The organism is Aquirufa ecclesiirivi (assembly GCF_011250515.1).
GTDB lineage: Bacteria > Bacteroidota > Bacteroidia > Cytophagales > Spirosomataceae > Aquirufa > Aquirufa ecclesiirivi.
The window spans coordinates 183,803-201,121 of sequence record NZ_JAANOP010000001.1; the positions used below are offsets into that span (position 1 = coordinate 183,803).

The 17,319-nt window shown below is 39.5% G+C and carries 12 protein-coding genes; 3 read left to right on the forward strand and 9 right to left on the reverse strand.

What is annotated here, in order from left to right; genetic code table 11:
- Window positions 1-119 precede the first annotated feature (119 nt).
- A complete protein-coding gene (locus G9H65_RS00690; RefSeq protein WP_166373448.1) occupies window positions 120-968 on the reverse strand; it encodes a polysaccharide deacetylase family protein in 849 nt (282 codons plus the stop codon).
- Window positions 969-1,060: 92 nt separating this feature from the next.
- On the opposite strand from G9H65_RS00690, the gene G9H65_RS00695 reads away from it, so the two are divergent.
- A complete protein-coding gene (locus tag G9H65_RS00695; protein WP_166373449.1) occupies window positions 1,061-2,620 on the forward strand; it encodes an Atu1372/SO_1960 family protein in 1,560 nt (519 codons plus the stop codon).
- On the opposite strand, the gene G9H65_RS00700 is transcribed toward G9H65_RS00695, so the two are convergent.
- The 3 genes from G9H65_RS00700 to G9H65_RS00710 form a co-directional block, all read right to left on the reverse strand.
- Window positions 2,617-3,438, reverse strand: a complete 822-nt coding sequence (locus G9H65_RS00700; protein WP_166373450.1) for a sterol desaturase family protein — start codon at window positions 3,436-3,438, stop codon at window positions 2,617-2,619. The two genes, G9H65_RS00695 and G9H65_RS00700, sit on opposite strands and share 4 nt — an antisense overlap.
- Window positions 3,439-3,526: 88 nt before the next feature.
- Complete coding sequence (locus G9H65_RS00705) at window positions 3,527-4,153, reverse strand: PepSY-associated TM helix domain-containing protein (RefSeq protein ID WP_166373451.1); 627 nt, start codon at window positions 4,151-4,153, stop codon at window positions 3,527-3,529.
- Between the two features lie 59 nt (window positions 4,154-4,212).
- On the reverse strand, window positions 4,213-5,712 hold the full coding sequence (locus G9H65_RS00710; protein WP_166373452.1) for a DUF2271 domain-containing protein: 1,500 nt from the start codon (window positions 5,710-5,712) through the stop codon (window positions 4,213-4,215).
- A 244-nt stretch (window positions 5,713-5,956) separates the two neighbouring features.
- Here G9H65_RS00710 and G9H65_RS00715 point away from each other — a divergent pair, with 244 nt between their 5' ends.
- Window positions 5,957-8,386: an outer membrane beta-barrel family protein gene (locus G9H65_RS00715; protein WP_166373453.1), complete on the forward strand. Its 2,430-nt coding sequence runs from the start codon at window positions 5,957-5,959 to the stop codon at window positions 8,384-8,386.
- A gap of 578 nt (window positions 8,387-8,964) precedes the next feature.
- Here the strand turns inward: G9H65_RS00715 and G9H65_RS00720 are convergent.
- On the reverse strand, window positions 8,965-10,155 hold the full coding sequence (locus G9H65_RS00720) for a DUF6786 family protein (protein ID WP_166373454.1): 1,191 nt from the start codon (window positions 10,153-10,155) through the stop codon (window positions 8,965-8,967).
- A gap of 302 nt (window positions 10,156-10,457) precedes the next feature.
- Between G9H65_RS00720 and G9H65_RS00725 the strand changes: the two genes are divergently transcribed.
- Window positions 10,458-11,294 (forward strand): glycerophosphodiester phosphodiesterase, encoded by an 837-nt coding sequence (locus G9H65_RS00725; RefSeq protein WP_166373455.1) that lies wholly within the window; start codon window positions 10,458-10,460, stop codon window positions 11,292-11,294.
- A gap of 54 nt (window positions 11,295-11,348) precedes the next feature.
- Here G9H65_RS00725 and G9H65_RS00730 read toward each other — a convergent pair whose 3' ends face one another.
- The 4 genes from G9H65_RS00730 to G9H65_RS00745 all read right to left on the reverse strand — a co-directional run bounded on the left by G9H65_RS00730 (window position 11,349) and on the right by G9H65_RS00745 (window position 17,259).
- Window positions 11,349-13,586, reverse strand: coding sequence for a ligand-binding sensor domain-containing protein (locus tag G9H65_RS00730; protein ID WP_166373456.1), 2,238 nt, complete (start codon window positions 13,584-13,586; stop codon window positions 11,349-11,351).
- Between the two features lie 24 nt (window positions 13,587-13,610).
- A complete protein-coding gene (locus G9H65_RS00735) occupies window positions 13,611-14,792 on the reverse strand; it encodes a sialidase family protein (protein WP_166373457.1) in 1,182 nt (393 codons plus the stop codon).
- Between the two features lie 4 nt (window positions 14,793-14,796).
- On the reverse strand, window positions 14,797-15,879 hold the full coding sequence (locus tag G9H65_RS00740) for a polysaccharide deacetylase family protein (protein ID WP_166373458.1): 1,083 nt from the start codon (window positions 15,877-15,879) through the stop codon (window positions 14,797-14,799).
- 81 nt (window positions 15,880-15,960) lie between these two features.
- Window positions 15,961-17,259: a hypothetical protein gene (locus G9H65_RS00745; RefSeq protein WP_166373459.1), complete on the reverse strand. Its 1,299-nt coding sequence runs from the start codon at window positions 17,257-17,259 to the stop codon at window positions 15,961-15,963.
- Window positions 17,260-17,319 lie beyond the last annotated feature (60 nt).

Below are 17,319 nucleotides of genomic sequence, written 5' to 3' on the forward strand. Positions count from 1 at the left end.
TTTTCAAATTTGATACAATCAGAACATTTTAATGATTCCAATTTCAAAGGTACAAAAATTTGTTAAGTGACTTTTCTTGTAACTATGAATAAATTATTAATCGGTCAAGAAGGAAACACCTAAGGCTTAGGCCCTAAGTCTCGATAGCCAATCACTTGTATCCCTAATTCTCGGATAGCCTCTTTTACCTGTTGACTAGTAAATACATCCGTAACGCCTTGTCGGTCCGCTGCCACACCCTCATAACCTATGTGCGAAACAGCTTTCAATTCTGCATCATCTAATCCTGGATGATCGACAAAACAGTAGGTTTTACCTGCTTGAAGGTTTCGCAGCATTTGGATAAAACTAGTAATCTTTTGGGCTGATGTTTGACTTGGACCAGCATAAGTGGCTCGTTCAAAAGGATATGTTGTATTATCATAGATCAAATGATATTCTTTGGCCAATTTCTTGGTCAGCTCGATCACCTGTTCATTAATTCTGGAACAACCCATATGTGAAGAAACATGACTAATCCTCGGTATTTTTTTGATAGCCAATTCTATCTGAGCTCTAAATTCTGCTTCAATATCGGCCAACGTAAACTTATTTTCTACAATCGCCAATCCTGGATAATTCTTATTGGCATACACCATAGGGAAAAAATAACCATCTGGATCGCGTAAACTTTTAGCCTCCGTTAATGGCCTCCATTTTAGTTTATCCCATTCACTGGTTAATGCCAAATGAATGCCCACATCGATACTAGGATGAGCTTGCAGCATCTGAACCGCTTCTGGAAACCAAGGAGAAGGAACGATGACTTCGATGGAAGACTGAATTCCATTCATAGAGGATTGCATCAAGGCCAAATTCCCCGAATGGCTATACCCCATGTCATCTCCACGTACAATCAGCCGAGGTGCTTGGGGATTTTGAGCCCAAGTTTGAAAAGCCCAAAAGAGCAGCAGTATAACCTTTTTCATCGGGTTTGGAATTAGATGGAGGAAAATTGTTCTGGGAAAAATACCCAAAATTGGTGGACATTCGTATCTTGTTGCACAAAAACCTATTTCCTATGTTAAGTTCCATCTTCTTATTAGTTAGTACCTTTTTCACATTAGCTTCCTCGGATTCTACCCAATATCAATTAATCATAGGTTCCTATACCAAGGCCAAAAACCCGGGTATTGAAGTGTTTGACCTAGATTTAGCTACCGCCAAAAGTAAGCCCAATTACCATAGAGAAAACCCGAATGCATCCTATCAAGCACTTTCAGCAGACGGTAATTTACTTTATTCTGTATCGGAAGAAGGTGGTGGAAAATCTGCCATAAGTGCCTATGCCCGAAATGCTAATGGCACTTATACCAAATTAAATTCCAGCCCTACCGTAGGTGATGGACCCTGTTTTGTCAAATATCATGAAGCCAGTAAAACCGTGTATGTGGCCAATTATGGAAGCGGCTCGCTCAATGTATTTAAAACAGAAGAGAATGGTCGACTGCTTCCTGCTTCCCAATCATTTTTTTATAAAGGCTCTAGTGTGGTGACCGGCCGACAAGACGCCCCACATGCTCACATGGTGGCCATAGCTCCCGATCAAAAAAGCTTATATGTGCCCGATTTAGGCTCTGATAAAATCCATTGGCATCCCATATTAGCGGATGGAACCTTAGCTGAAAATTATCAATCCATATCCGTGAATCCCGGAAACGGTCCACGCCATATGATTTTTCATCCCAATGGAAATTTGGCTTATGTCATCAATGAATTGAATGGAACTGTGGATGTCTTTAAGATTAGTTCTCAAGGATTAGACAAAATTCAAAACATCGTTTCTGACACCAGTACCAAAGTTGCGGTTAAAGCCAGTGCTGATATTCATATTTCGCCCAATGGGAAATGGTTGATTAGTTCCAATCGAATTACCAGTGACAACCTAGCAATTTTTGCTATTCAAGCTGATGGTACATTAAAGTCAATTGGGTATCAAGCTGTAGCCAAAATGCCCCGAAATTTCAGCTATGATCCCAGCGGCAAATGGTTATTTGTAGCGAGCCAGACTGAAAATAGAATTCAAATTTTCTCGGTCAATCAACAAACAGGTTTATTGACCGACAGTAAACAAGATATCTCTGTAGCGGCTCCTGTTTGCCTTTTGTTTATCAAAAACCCCAATAGCCCAGAAGATCGCCTACAGGCTTTAGGAATCACTTTACTCAAACCTAGCACTCCTTTAGCCAATTATGTCAAGTTTACTCGAGCAGGAAATATTGCCTACTTGTCGGGGCATTTACCAGAAAAGCCAGAAGGTGGCTTTGTACTAGGAAAAGTAGGCAACAAACTGAGTATGGAAGAGGGTCAAGCAGCAGCCAAATTGGCAGGAATTGCTTTAATTTCTACTTTAAAAAGCCAATTGGGGGATCTAAGAAGAATCAAAAGAATTTTAAAAGTAACAGGTTTTGTTAATTCGGATCCTAGCTTTACTCAACAGCCACAGGTCATGAATGGCTTTTCTGATCTAATGGTGGCGGTATTTGGCGATAAAGGAAAACATACCCGCTCTGCCATAGGCGTCAATGTCTTGCCAAATAATGCGGCTGTTGAGGTAGAAATGATCGTAGAGCTTTACTAATAATCTGTTTTGATCTTGGTGTCAAAGGGAGCTTTAATTTGGTAGCCCAAATCCCCGTCTCGTTGATTATCCAAAACGTCCAATCCATATTGTAATTGGCTCATGGAGGTGCTATTGAAGGTTCCAAATATGCGGTCCCAAATGGAGAAAATATTTCCATAATTGGAATCCGTTTGTGGACGACTCAAGTGATGGTGCACCTTATGCATGTTGGGTGAAACAATCAGGTAACTGATAGCGGTATCTAACCATAAAGGTAAACGGATATTGGCATGGTTGAACTGTGAAAGCACCACCGAGATACTTTGATAAATCATAACCAACCACATAGGAGCACCGCAAACCAGCAAGCCCAACATGGTGAATAAAGCTCTAAAAACACTCTCGCCCGGATGATGTCGATTGGCGGTTGTGGTATCCACCATCGTGTCAGCATGATGTACCATGTGAAACTTCCACATGACCTTTACTTTATGTTCTACCCAATGCACAAAATAGGCCCCCACTAAATCCAATATCAATAATCCCACGATTAATTGTTCCCAATTTCCCATAGGGAACCATTGCAAAACACCTATTTGATTCGCTATGGCCCAATCACTCAGTTGAACAATCCAAAGCGCAAAACCAAAATTAACTACAATGGTGGTGAAGGTAAATAAGAGATTGATGCCAGCATGTTTCCATTTATTATAGCGAAAGGATACCAAAGGGATTGCATATTCCAACAACCAAAAAAAACTGATACCTCCGGCTAAAATAAGTGCACGGTGACTACTCGGAATATGATCAAAATAGGAAATAAGTTGCTCTAACATAGGGATGGGGTTTTGCTCAAATCAATGACAAATAATGGTAAAAAGCACCTCATTTCCAATACCTCAACAACAGCAATTAGGTAATTTTCTAGGTTAGAAAATGGTAGATTCCGTAAGAAAGTAATAGACCAATCAAGGCCCAAAGCAAACCTGTGGATTTTCTTTTCTTCAAAAACAACAGCAGGATTAAACCTGTGGCCGAAATGAATATCATGAATATAGCAGAAATGTCAATCACCCAGGCCCAAGATTTGCCCGTATCCCTGCCTTTATGCAAATCATTGATGACGGCCATCCAACCCATGCGAGTTTCAGTTACATCATAGGCTCCCGTCTCACGGTCAATAAACACATCGGCCGTATAGCCAGGGCCTTGAAAAGAAACCGAAATTTCCGTGTCATCGATTCTGAAATCATTCAATTGCCCTTTTATACCATGAGCGTTTCGTAAATGTTCGACAACTTCCAATTTGGCTATTTTAATAGTATCTGTTGGATTCACCCAAGCCACATTTAGCTTCGCTTTTTGCTCTTGAACATCCGATTTCTCTGGAAGCCATTCTTGGTGATTCAAGGTTAAACCCGTCACAGAAAAGAATAGGACAATCGCAAAACTGAACATCGACAAATAGATGTGCAGCCAACGAGAGATTTCAGCAGTGGAACGACGAATTTTACTTTGCTTAGGTTTTAATTTAGAATTAGGGTTACTCATAGGCTTGATTAAAAGAAGCCCATGAACTGCTCATGGGCTCTAAAGAATAAAAGAGTGTATTATTTTGCTACATAGTTTAAAGAAGCACCTGTTACTTCTTCATTGCCTGAAAGCGTTTGCTTTTGGTCTTTACCATTGAAATTCATTTCTTGTTTCATCAACTGGTAGGTCCCATGCTCTCGAGCAGCTTCAATATACACCGTATATTTTCCTTGCTTCACAAACTGGCCTGCATCATCTTTCCCATCCCAGACCAAAGTATATTCTCCAGGTGAACGTGTAGCACTGGCTAAAGAAGCAATATCAATGGCACTTTCTCTTTGTGCGGCATACCAAGAACGTAAATCAGGTAACCATCTTGGCTTATTAAACCATAAAGCAATACGTCTAATGGGCTTATGATTTTCATCCTCTACCCAAACGGCCACAAAGGGACGACGGAAGCGCCCTTCAAAATTGGCTAACTCAAATTTGATTTGCAACTCTTGTTTATCTGTCCACATTTTATCCTTTTGATTGACCATCAAGATGTTGGTACTTAAACTTGAAGGACGAACGTTTGGCGCATTGGAGGCTAATAAATTACTCCAATTGGGACTCGTATATTCTTCTCCAGACTTCGTTAAAATCAAATAATCGGTATCAGAAATAGAAGACGCTAATTGTTGACTTTGTTTTGGACTCATCACCTGAAATGCCGTAGAAAGGGCCCCAGCTGTTACCGCATCTGGATGTACAACGGTCGCACTGATGATTTCAGAGGCCGGCTGACCTGTCAATGGATTCATCACATGAGAAAACCATTGTTTATTGATTTCAAAACCTCTTTGATAATCACCGGAGGTAGCTACGGCTTTATTTTCTACCAATATCTGAGCATATGGAGCGGCATTTTCAGCGAAGTTTCTAGGATCTTTAATGGATATTTGATCCATTCCATTGCCTTGAACAATGATATCTCCACCTACATTTAAAACAATTCCATGAACCCCTTCGGTAGCTAAAGCGACATCGGCGGCTTTTTGCATGACATAGGATTTGGCAAAAGAGTGTAATCGTAAGGCAGCCTGACTGGTTCTAGCGATGCTTTGTTCTGTCTCATTGATTTCCCAATGCTTTTGTTGGGCAACATGTACTGCCGCTTGAATATTTTCATCACTAGGGAATTGATTTTGGGCACTCGCTGATTTCCAAACTTGAGCAATTTCCTCGGCGGAGGCATTAATCAAACCTCCCGTTTTTTCTTTCCAAGTATCAAATTGTTGAAGAACCTGAAATAAATCATGAGATACAGACTTAAATTCTCCTTGACTCGCCATCCATTGATTAAACTCTGTACTTGGGTGATAGGTCCCCAAAATTTGACTTAAACGCTTTACTTCAGCTAGTAAGCTTGCCTCAGCCTTTTTGGCAGCTCCATAATGGGATGCAGCTATTTTAAGGTCCAAGGATGTTCCCAACAAATGATCCATTTGGGAAACATAAATACCAGAAGATTGTGTGGCAAGGAGTTGGGGAGAGGTAACAGAAAGGGCCGCAAGGCCTAGGGATTTTAACATATGCTATTTCATTAGGGTTTTATTGGTCGAAATTTAAATTTATTCCTTTGATAGCCATTCAAAATATAGATAAACTACTCTTTTTTGTCTACCCAAAGCAAAAATAATTCCTTTTCTAAAACGCGGCTCTGCCCTGATTATTAAGTGGCTAACAGGATTTACGTTGTAATTAATCTCCATTTTGTCGATTTTTACCAAAATAAATACCTCTAAGGCCCATATTTGGCTTGTCAATAATATTACTATGAAATTTAAACACCTCCTTAGCTTACCCATTTTACTTTCTGTCCTAAGTTTTCAAAGTATGGCCCAAGCGGGTCTAAAAGGTAAGATCAAAGGTCAAATCATTGAAAAAGAATCCAAAGCACCCGTTCCATTTTCTAGTATTCGCATATTTCAAGCAGGAGCTCAAAAATTAATTACAGGAGGAATTGGGGATGATAAAGGACAATTTTCAACCGATGTGGTGTATGGAATTTACGATGTGGTGATTGAAAGTGTAGGATTTGAAACGATCCAACAAAAAGGAATCAGCATCAATAAAGAGAATCAAACCATCAATCTAGGGGTTTTAGAAGCCAAATCTTCTTCTAAAACCTTAGAGGAGGTTACTGTTAAAGGCCAAAAAGCTTCTATGGAATTGGCTTTGGATAAACGTATTTTTAATGTGGGCACAGATTTAGCCAATCGTGGCGCAACAGCCTCTGAAATTTTAGGTAATCTTCCGTCCATTCAAGTAGATGGCGAAGGTGGAGTAAAGCTACGAGGTAGCGACAATGTCCGTATTTTAATCGATGGAAAACCGTCTACCTTGGTGGGTATCAGTGGTGCGGGTGGACTACAGTCTTTGCAGGGAAATCTAATTGAAAAGGTTGAAGTTATTACGAATCCTTCGGCGCGTTATGAGGCAGAAGGTATGGCAGGAATCATCAATATTGTCTTAAAGAAAAATCAGAATCAAGGCTTCAATGGCGCCATAGAAACCACGACTGGGTATCCTGAGAATTTTGGCGCTACGGCCATTGTGAACTACCGTAAAGACAAGCTAAACTTCTTTTTGAACTACGGTTTATTTTACCGTAGAACCCCTGGTAGAGGAAATATTTACCAAGAAGTTTATGCGCCTGGGCAAACCAATTATTTGCAACAAACTTCTCAAAATAATGTGCGAGGTATGGTGAATAATATCCGTGGGGGAGCTGATTATTTTTTCAATGAAAAAACGGTGCTAACGGGTTCTTACATTTTCCGGAGAACAGATGTTCGCCGTATTTCTGATTTTCATTATTTAGACTACCAAAAAAGCTTGAGCAATTTGTATAGTATCACGGACCGTCAACAAGATGAAAAAGAAGCAGAGCCCAATTCTGAATATGCCTTGACTTTCAAAAAGTCGTTTGCGAGAAAAGGTAAAGAGTTTACGGCCGATTTGCGCTATTTAGATTATTGGGAAAGCTCGGATCAATTGTTTACGCAAGTAGGAAAAAGGCCCGATGGGAGTGTATTTCCTGAAAATTCTAGAATCCAAAAATCCCTGAATGATGAAGCAGAACATCAATGGATTTTACAGGCAGATTATGTAAATCCTGTGGGTAAAGATGGCAAAATCGAAACAGGTTTACGTACGAGCTTTCGCGATATGACCAACGATTATGTCGTAACTCAAAAGCAAGAAACGGGCGAATTCACCGTGGTGCCAGGTTTACAAAACAATTTTGTTTACCATGAAAATATCACGGCCGCTTATGCTATTTGGGGTACCAAAATCAAGAAATTCTCCTATCAAGTGGGTATTCGTGGTGAGATGACGGACATTCGTACAGAGCTATTACAAACACAAGAAAAAAATCCAAGGAACTATGCTAACTTGTTCCCAAGTGCCCATTTTACTTATTCCTTAACGGCAGACAATTCGTTCCAACTAGGCTATTCGAGAAGGGTACGTAGACCTACTTACAATGAATTAAGTCCATTTGTTACGTATTCTGACAACCGAAATTTTTTCTCGGGAAACCCTAATCTAAACCCTCAATTTACCGATGCATTTGATTTGGGACATGTGAAATACTATGAAAATGGAAGTATCAGTTCATCCATTTACTACCGAAATACTGATGGAAAAATTGATCGAATCCGTCAGGTAGATGCCAATGGCTTTTCGATTACTTTGCCACAAAACTTCAAAAATGAGGTTTCCATGGGTGCCGAATTTACTGGATCTTCGAATTTAAGTAAAGTTTGGAAAGCGGATTTGAGTATCAATATTTTCCGAGCTAAAGCAGATGCCAGCAATATAGATCCCAATTATGTGAGTGATACCTATTCTTGGTTTGCACGCCATACGTCCCGTTTTAAGCTAGGAGGAGGCGTGGATGCTCAATTAAGAGCCAATTATGAGGCTCCGCAAAATACCCCTCAAGGTTCAAGAGGTTATATTGCTTGGATGGACTTATCAGCTAGTAAAGACATCATGAAAGGTAATGGTACTTTGACCTTAAATATCCTAGATGTTTTCAGTTCTAGAATCATGCGCTCTGAGACGAGAGGTACAGGATTCTATACCAAATCCGAATTTCAAGGTCGTTTGACGCAATTCAACTTAACTTTCAACTACCGAATCAAAACCACCAAGCAAGCAGCTAAGCAGCGTAGAAGTATGATGGATGAGGAATAAAATCTCGTTCATCCACCATAACATGCTTCTTTAATTCTCAATTTTAGATTGATTTAATGACTTTTTGAAAATCCCAAAAATCAACAGATTGACAAAACTAAATCCTAGCTGAAATAATATGTATTCAGGGATAAATATTTTAAAGGAAAATAATATCATTAAAAGCAGTATACTATAAATCAGGGACCATTGATTTGAAACAAAATTCTCCTTTCCAAAAACCCATTTGATGTAAATCAAGATGGGTAAAATCACAAAAATGGTAGTAAAAAGAATCTGATTGTAATTTACAAGGTCATGGTAAAATGAATATTCATCTAATATCAAATGTGCAACATACAAAATGTGCATATACAACAAAGAAGCACATGAACGCCAACTAAAGATGATTGAATTCATATTGATTTAATAATTGCCCTTCTAAAAAACCTTCATTATGACGCGAATTGCGTCATAATTTTCAAAAGGATTAAGGCAAATTAAACCAATGAATTATTCATTTTCAAAAACCCGAAAATTTCTTGCGTTTTATCAAGATTTTAGGACTATTCGAGAAATAAAATGCTCATCATTTCGCATTATTTCCAAGGTAAATCCGCCAATTTGATTCCCAATAGTTTTTGACAAACCTGATCCAATTGTTCTTCCGAACCCTCTAAGTGAAATGTTCTTTGTACATGGCGCAATGACTGCCCATGGCCCAAAGCCACGGCAGGTGAAGAACTTTCTAATTCATAAAACTTTCCCATCTGAGTTCCAGTATCATTTTTGCCGTCATTGTAGGCATTTAGGGCATCTCCTTGGTAAGGATTTTCCTGTATTTCCCACATGGAATTGACATATTCTTGTTCCCCCTGATAATCAAATTGAAGGATAGTCAATATGCGATTGGCTGCATCATAACTTGCCGCTAAAGGAACCAGTGCTTTAGGGGGAATACCTAATTTTCCCCGCGAGTTGGCATCCGCTTTAAAATAAAGCATTCCCTCCTTTTTGATCAAACGATCGGCAGGAATTTGACCAAAATAGGCAGAATTAATGGCGGCTTCTTGTCCTTTTTGATAGGGAATTAATACCGTGTTTTGGTCAGAGGCCTTCATCATCCCTAATAACCAGATGGACAAAACACCCGTTGATTTAGACCAATCTTGCCCTGTATTTTTCAATACATTATCGGTTTGATAGCCCACCCAAGAAATTCCATCCAGAGAAACTTGTAGGAGGTTTTCAGCTTCCGCTTGATTAAGTAAGGCCACTTCTCGGTCCAAAGAGACCTTAAATTTTGTTCCAGAATAATTCGTAATTTCAAAATCCTTATGGAATAAGGCTTTTTGTTTATCCGATTTTACTAAAGGATAGGTCTCTGTATCGATGATTTCAGGAGTTTGCCAATGTTCAAAAGTAAAGGGATCTCCTTGTTTAAAATACACCGAAAATTGCCCTCCTTCAGGACCCAACCAAAAGCGCTCTTCCCCTCCAAAGGCATTCATATGAGGACCTAATTTCCCCGACTTAATAAGCTCATGATTAATCCAACCATAGCTAAAACCTTCATCTCCTTGGGAGCTACTGGTCATCACCCGAGCTTGGTATTTACCTACGACCAAAACCTGTTGGTCTCCTTGTTTTAATAGGACCGTCGTGGGATCATTTTTCAATAAATCATAATCGTATCCAAAGCTATTTTCTGGGTTCATGGTTGTTTTTGAAGGCTTAGAAGGTTGACAAGCCATCATCCCAGCAAGGATCAGCAAATAAGACGCTTTCATAGGATTTGAGGGCTTGTAAATAGGAAATGAAGATACTTAAAATTCCTAACGCTGGCAAGGTTCAAAACCTTGACAGCGTTGTTGTAACGAATAATTTTTCACTCATATTGTCCAATAAATTGATAATCACCGACCATCCATTTCTGTCAAAAAAAATATAGAAAAATCGAAACAAATAATGCATTAAAAAATTGAATAGATTTAATTAAATAGGCAATATATCCATTTATTAATGCTAATAGATCTGTAATTTTGGCGAGGAAAAAGGAGTTCCTTTTTAACACAATAACAACCTATTTACTATGAAAAAAAACAATTGGCTAATGGTATTAGCTTTAGCTAGTATCATGTCTTGCCAACGGTCCAAAAGCCCCAATCAAATAGAGGCTTGGAACTATAAATCCCAACATAAACTTAAAATTTCTGCACACCGTGGAAATTCAGGCTTAGCTCCTGAAAACACCCTTGCCACCTTTCGAAAAACATTGGATATGGGAGTCGATTTTATTGAGATAGACGTTCGAACTTCCAAAGACAATCAATTAGTTATTTTACACGACGGAACACTGAACCGAACTACGAATGGTTCTGGCCCCATTTCGAACTTGACTTTGGCAGAAATTAAGCAACTGAAAGCCAATAAAGGCTGGGAAGCACAATACCCCGACGAACGAATTCCTACCTTGGAAGAAACACTACAATTGGTGGCTCATTGGAACAAACAGAAAAATACCAAGTCCTATATTTATGTGGACTGCAAACAAGTGGAGCCAAAACCCTTGTTGAAATTAATGAAACAATATCATCTTGATAAGGAATCCATTTACTATGGAAATGATGATTTTTTAGACAAATTAAAGACCGAAGATCCCTTAAGCAAAAGAATGCCAAGCTTAAACAAAGCAGATGAAATGGAGACTAAAATAAAACGCTTGGCTCCTTATGCATTTGATGTCAATTGGCTTAGGATGAATGCACAGTTAGTGAAAGACATTCATGAAAAAAACATTCGAGTTTATACCGATGTTTTAGGTCCTTTAGACCAAGCATCGAATTATAAAAAGGCAAAAGAACTGGGAGTAGATCTAATCCAAACGGATCACGTAAAATCAGTTTATCGATATTTTCTCGGAAACTAATTTGAAAAATTCAACGTTGTCAAGGTTTTAAACCTTGACAACGTTAAGAAAAATTTACTTTTTAGGCTCGGATATAACCCCTAAATAACGGCCCATCCAATAAGGCAAAAGCCAGATATCTCCAGCACTATGCTCCGATAAACCATTGCCCCCATTGCGGTCCATATTAAACTGGTTGGCATTATGGCGCATGATAGGTTTTTCATCTGGGGGTAATACTTCTTGTGTCGTTTGACGACGGAAGTTGTCAGCCACTTTCACAATATCTTTACGGTGACTATTTTGTATGGCCCAGTCAATCATATCCATAGGATGCTCACGTAAATACCAAGCCGCTTCATTTAAATCAAATTGTTTGGTCCCTGTCAAAGCAGTAAAAATATTCCAAGCTCCCTCTTTCTCTGGTCGCTCCATTTGCCAATGGTCTAAAATGGATTTCTTGAAATTCGCTTTTAAGGTATCATTAAACGCATAGCGATACAATCCCCAATAACCTACATAATACATTTCATCATCCGAGTGATTCCAACCATCAGACATGTTTTGAGCATGTGCATCTGCATCCTTTCCTGCCCTTCCTAACACACTAAATGGACGCATTAAGTTTTCGTAATAGCCGTATTTAGTCAATAACTCAAAGGCCTTTTGCTTATACTTCTCTTTCTTGGTAAAATGATATGCCGTTTGAAGCATCGATGTAATATTGGAAGAATTCAATTTACGATCTCCCACATTGGTAGGAAAGGAATTGACATATTTTGGATTCCATTTTCCCCACATAGTAGGCTTTCCGTCAAAGTCGATCAAGTACATATCGTTTTTCAAGATATGTGACATCAACGTGTCAATTAATACGATAGAACGCTTCTTTAAATCAGCATCATCCACCAATTCAGCCATGGCCCCAAAAGCAAAAATATGCCCTATTACCTCATCACTACTGGTCGTAGATTTAAAGTCCCATTCAGGATCTGGAGATGGCTGCCAACGCTCTGGATCAGATAAACTAGGAATGAATCCACGGCGCTCAAATGAACGAGCCGGGAATCCCGGTACGGGAGTTAATTTATATAAACGCTCCATGGCGTCTAAAGACTCCCGACAATTTTGTAATGCCTCAGGGTCCTTGGTCACAGCATAACGGAAAATTTCTCCGCCCAAATACATGGACGTCCATAGTCCGTCATTGTCTGAATCAGCCAAATACCCTGTACTTAAATTTCCTTTTTGAATTCCATCCAATGACGCATTAAATCCATTACGAATGTGGCGCTTTCTCACCTGATCATCATAAAAAACGGCCTTTTCATGCAAGGTCATTTTCTTAAAACAGATTTGCCCCAATCCTGCCGTTGTCGTAATTAATACCGAGTTTTTAGGACCTTCAGCTATGTGTTTCACGACATTACTCGGTAACCATCTTTCTCCATTGTAATAATCAAATTTTCCATCTTTCTTCAAGGCAAAAGCTCCTTTGGTAGAACCAAACCAAACTTTATCTCCAATGACCTCTATCGCAGTAATTTCTGACCAAGGTAATTTTTGTTGTTTTTCTCCGACTTGTTTCGTGGATAAATCAAAAATCTGGTAGCCATCATTTCCACCAACATAGATTTTTGTAGAATTTTCAGCTACATCAAAGGCAGTAAACGGACCACCTGACATTAATTTAATGATGCTAGCTTGAGCCGGTGAAAAATGATAAAGCCCTTGTTTACCTAAAATATAATAGGTTTGACTAGAAGCTTGATATTTCATATCCAATACTTGATCACCAGATAAATTTCCTTTAAACAAGGTTTTGGAATCTTTAACCAAATGAATACTATTTCCATCTGAAATTAAAAAGGAAAAATCCTTGCCTCCTACCACTCGATTCGCATTGGCTAATTCATGTTTTGCATAAATACTTCCAGCAAAGGCATGACTTAACACGGCCTTATCGTCCAACAAAACAAATTGCTTTTGATAGGATGTCAAAGCAGCCATTTTTTTAGGTGCACTGGTACGGTATTTGGTATCTTTAACCAAAGTCCCAGGGTACAAGAATTGACCATCATGCGGAAGTAAAGTACCCGCGCTACCAAATAAGATGATATTACCATTTCTGTCGGCATAACTCGAGCTCAATTCTGAAGCCTGATCTTTAGCAAGGTAGTATTTGACACTATAATCTTGCCAAAATGGGGTATCCTGATACACAGGTTGCTTGGCCTTATTTTGAGCCCAAGTCAAATGCGTGGCCAACAATAGGCACACATATACGAATACGTTTAATTTACTGATTTTCATTGTATAGGTTTAGGTTAAAATTCACTACTCAGATTTGATTTTCTGCGGATCTACTACCACATATTTGATGGATTTTTGATCTTTCTCCATATGGGAGGAATAGGTGATATGCAATAATCCATCTGGGCTTTGTGTCATACATGGGTAAGAAAAGCTACCTTCCCCCGGAGCTACGTTTTCCACATAAGTCTTCCATTTCCAGGTTTTTCCTTCGTCATCTGAAAGAAAAAGACCTAAGCGATAACGCCCGTCGATGATGTCATTCCCTAAAAATGCCATTCTTCCATCTTTTAAAACCAAGAGTTCTACGCTGGCCGTATTCGGAATATCTGTCTTGACAGAAGGAGACCAGGTTTCTCCTTGATCAGTCGACTCACTCACATGAACTCTAGGAGGATTATCGCCACTGTCACGCAAATAAGCTAATAGATTTCCATTCTTCTTTTTTACTACCGCTGGTTGAATGGGTCCACGACCTACCAATGGCAAACTTGGTCGCCAACTAGCTCCTTGATCATCTGAAATAGCCATCAAGGAGAAATTGAAACCATCCGAATACAAAGGCAAAACGATGCGGCCACTTTCCAATATAAGCGGTTTAATGCGTGTCATCCATCCGAAACTACGCTTCACAGGATCGGCACTTGCTTTGGCTATCATTTCATCGTACTTGGGAGCATAACCCGCCCAACCAATATGATGCTCGGGCAATTGCTTTAATTTTTTTACCACTTCAGTAGCAAAATCATTTCCTGGCTTTAACAAAATATTATCCTGCCATTCCCAAACGGGTGCCCCTTCTTTGGCATAATTCATGGATGTACGTACGCGTAAAACTGACTGCTCCCATTGGTTGGCTTGAACCGCAATCCAGACTAAGAATAATTTATTTTCCTTGTTCAAAAAAAGAACGGGATTGCAATCTGGGATATTCGGGGTGTCTGCCATCAAAAAGGGTTCACTCCATTGAGAATCTCCCTTTTTTAGCCGAGCGCCCATTAATTTAACATCATCGGCCGTTCTTTCCCCACTACCATAAAACCAAACAGACAAGTAATCGCCATTAGGTAAACGTACCAAACTGCTACCATGTACGTGTTTTTCTTGTCCCGGAAAAATGAGCATTGATTTAACAATAGCAGGACTCTGTGCTAGCGAATGAAAAGACATCACTAACAGGGTAATCAAAATTTGAAATAACTTCATGTGATTATTTTACTTTTTTACGTCGCTCCATCAACTCTCTGAACGTACTTAGGATGATCCCTTCTTTCTCGATGTAAGCTTTCAAATCAGGATGCATCATGGAATTCATATCGGCTAAACGAGAACCACCTGAGCCACTGATAAACTTAAATTCTTCGGTGATATCACTGCTATGTACGATCAACATAGCAACCCCTGGTTTCATGTGTTCCAATTGGTAAATCCATTGATCTGCTTTGTATTTTCCCCACTCGGCAGGAGTAGCGCTGCCTTCTGGTTTCCAATCCCCACTATCCGAGTGTAAATCGTCCAAAACGGGCAATCCTGCTTTCCAAAGCATTTCTCCGATCTTCTTAGATTCGGTTACTAAATCCGTTAAGCCAAATTTGGCCATAGGCAGTGGCATTCCTTCTTTCCACTTCCCTTCCGCTTTCATTTTTTTGATATAGGGCTTATTGACAGATTCAATGAGCATTTTATTGTTTCCACCTGGGAACATCACGGGGATGCCTAATTCCATTCCCACTTTTAGATAACGCTCTAAGAATGGAGGATAAGCAAACAAGGTTCCCATGTGAGAATCTAGGTGAGTGGGTTTCCAACCTAAACGCGTAGCTCGTTCTATTTGAGCACGGATTTCCTTTTCCACTTCATCAGGACTGGCATTTTTAATTACCTGTTCTACACTATGCCAAAGACAACCATCTCCGTCACTTAAGGTAGGTACTTGCTGAAAACCTGATAAAGCTGGCCAACGATAATCTTTCCATTCAGAAGTAAGCGTTAAGTGAAGACCCGCATCTAAATTGGGGTGATTTTTTTGGATGTAATGAATAAAACTAGCTGCCCATGGACATGGCATCATGATGCTACAAGAAGTGGCCACTCCCTGTTCAATGGATTTATAAGCCCCTTGATTGGAGGAATAGGACATACCACAATCATCCACATGAAAAATAACCACTTTCTTCCCCTTCGGGTAGCCTAATTTTTCTGCATAAGTGGGTTCTAATTGCTGAGCCATGGCCTTTGTAGTCAAAATACTGGACGCAATGCATGCCCATAAAAGTAGTCCTAGTTTTTTCATATTACAAAACACATTTCGTTTTATTGATGATTGAAAGATCTTTTTGTTTTGACTAAGATAATTCAATGTTGGATATAAAAATTATTTAAGCACTGGTTTAGGACTTACTTGAATCAATTGCAATGCTTGATCCATATAAATCTCTGCGGTCATTTCCCCCAGGCTAGTTCGCGTGACATAATCGTAACGCTTGAAGCTATTGTAATCGACTTTGGCTAACATATATCCAAAAGCATCGTTGGTTAGTCCAAACAAAAAGGGCATTTTGGTGGCCATATGGCGCTTCACATAATAACCCACATTAGGTAATGCTTCTCCTGGAACCGTTAATATTTGAGCTGGCCCAATGTTCAATAAATTTAATTGAGTACTGACGGTATTAGGTTTTTTATATTCATATTTCAATGGAGACTTCGTCAAAATATAACGCATCATTTCTGAATCCACTGGAAGGTCAATCATCTTTGAGGTACAATAAATAGAAGGAGAATCTAAAACAGGGGCTTTATTGATAATCCTTAGAGCCTCATCTGCTAAAAGCTCTCCAATTCGTATGCATTCTTCCCAGGTATTCGCTTCCTTTTGGCTACTTTGTCCTTCTTTACCGTATTCCAAACGGGTGTCAGCAGTGACCATTCCCCCTTGAGCTCCATTCATGAATAAAGCCACTCCACCTGCTTGGGCTTCGATTCTACTGTACAATGGTCCGCATAAATCAGGACTAAGGATTCCTCTACCACTTCCGATAACTTCAGGGTGAATGGCATAATTCACCAAGGTAGCAATCGCTTTTCCTTGACGAGCACCAGTGGTAGCAATAGCTTGAATAACTCCACAACGTGGATCATATAAAGCGGGGGCATAATAATTATAAGCAATTTTACCTTTAGCTTCTTCTACATTTACTTTCAAAGCTGCTGGTTCTAATTTCGTAATGGCTTCGTTGACTGCATCAGCAATTTGCTGAACACAACGATCTAGGTATTTTAAATCTGCAAAGTTTTTACCGGTGGCATCTGGAAATCCATAGGCGTCTGGGGCGGAGTGTGTATGTGTCGCTCCAATTAAAATATTTTCTGGGGCTATCCCTTTAATGAGTGCTCTAGATTTGTTTCCTAACACCGAAGTCCAACCTAAATTATCAACATTAACAATCGCAAAACGAGTATTTCCTTGCTCAAAGACCATAGCTCGAGCAAATAAATCCCCTTTCTTTTCCACACTTGGTTTAGGCGTGCCAATTCCTCCCGAAACAGGCAATAGTGGGTCTGGCGTAATTACTCGTACGGCTGCCCCAACCCGAAGGGTTTGAGCAGTCGCTTGAGTAAACAAACACAAGAATAAAAGTATGAAAAGGTTTAGAGGTGTATTAAATTTCATTGGTTAAACAGGATTAGAGAATCTAGCTTTTTGAAGGGCCTCCCGAAGGAGACCCCTTAA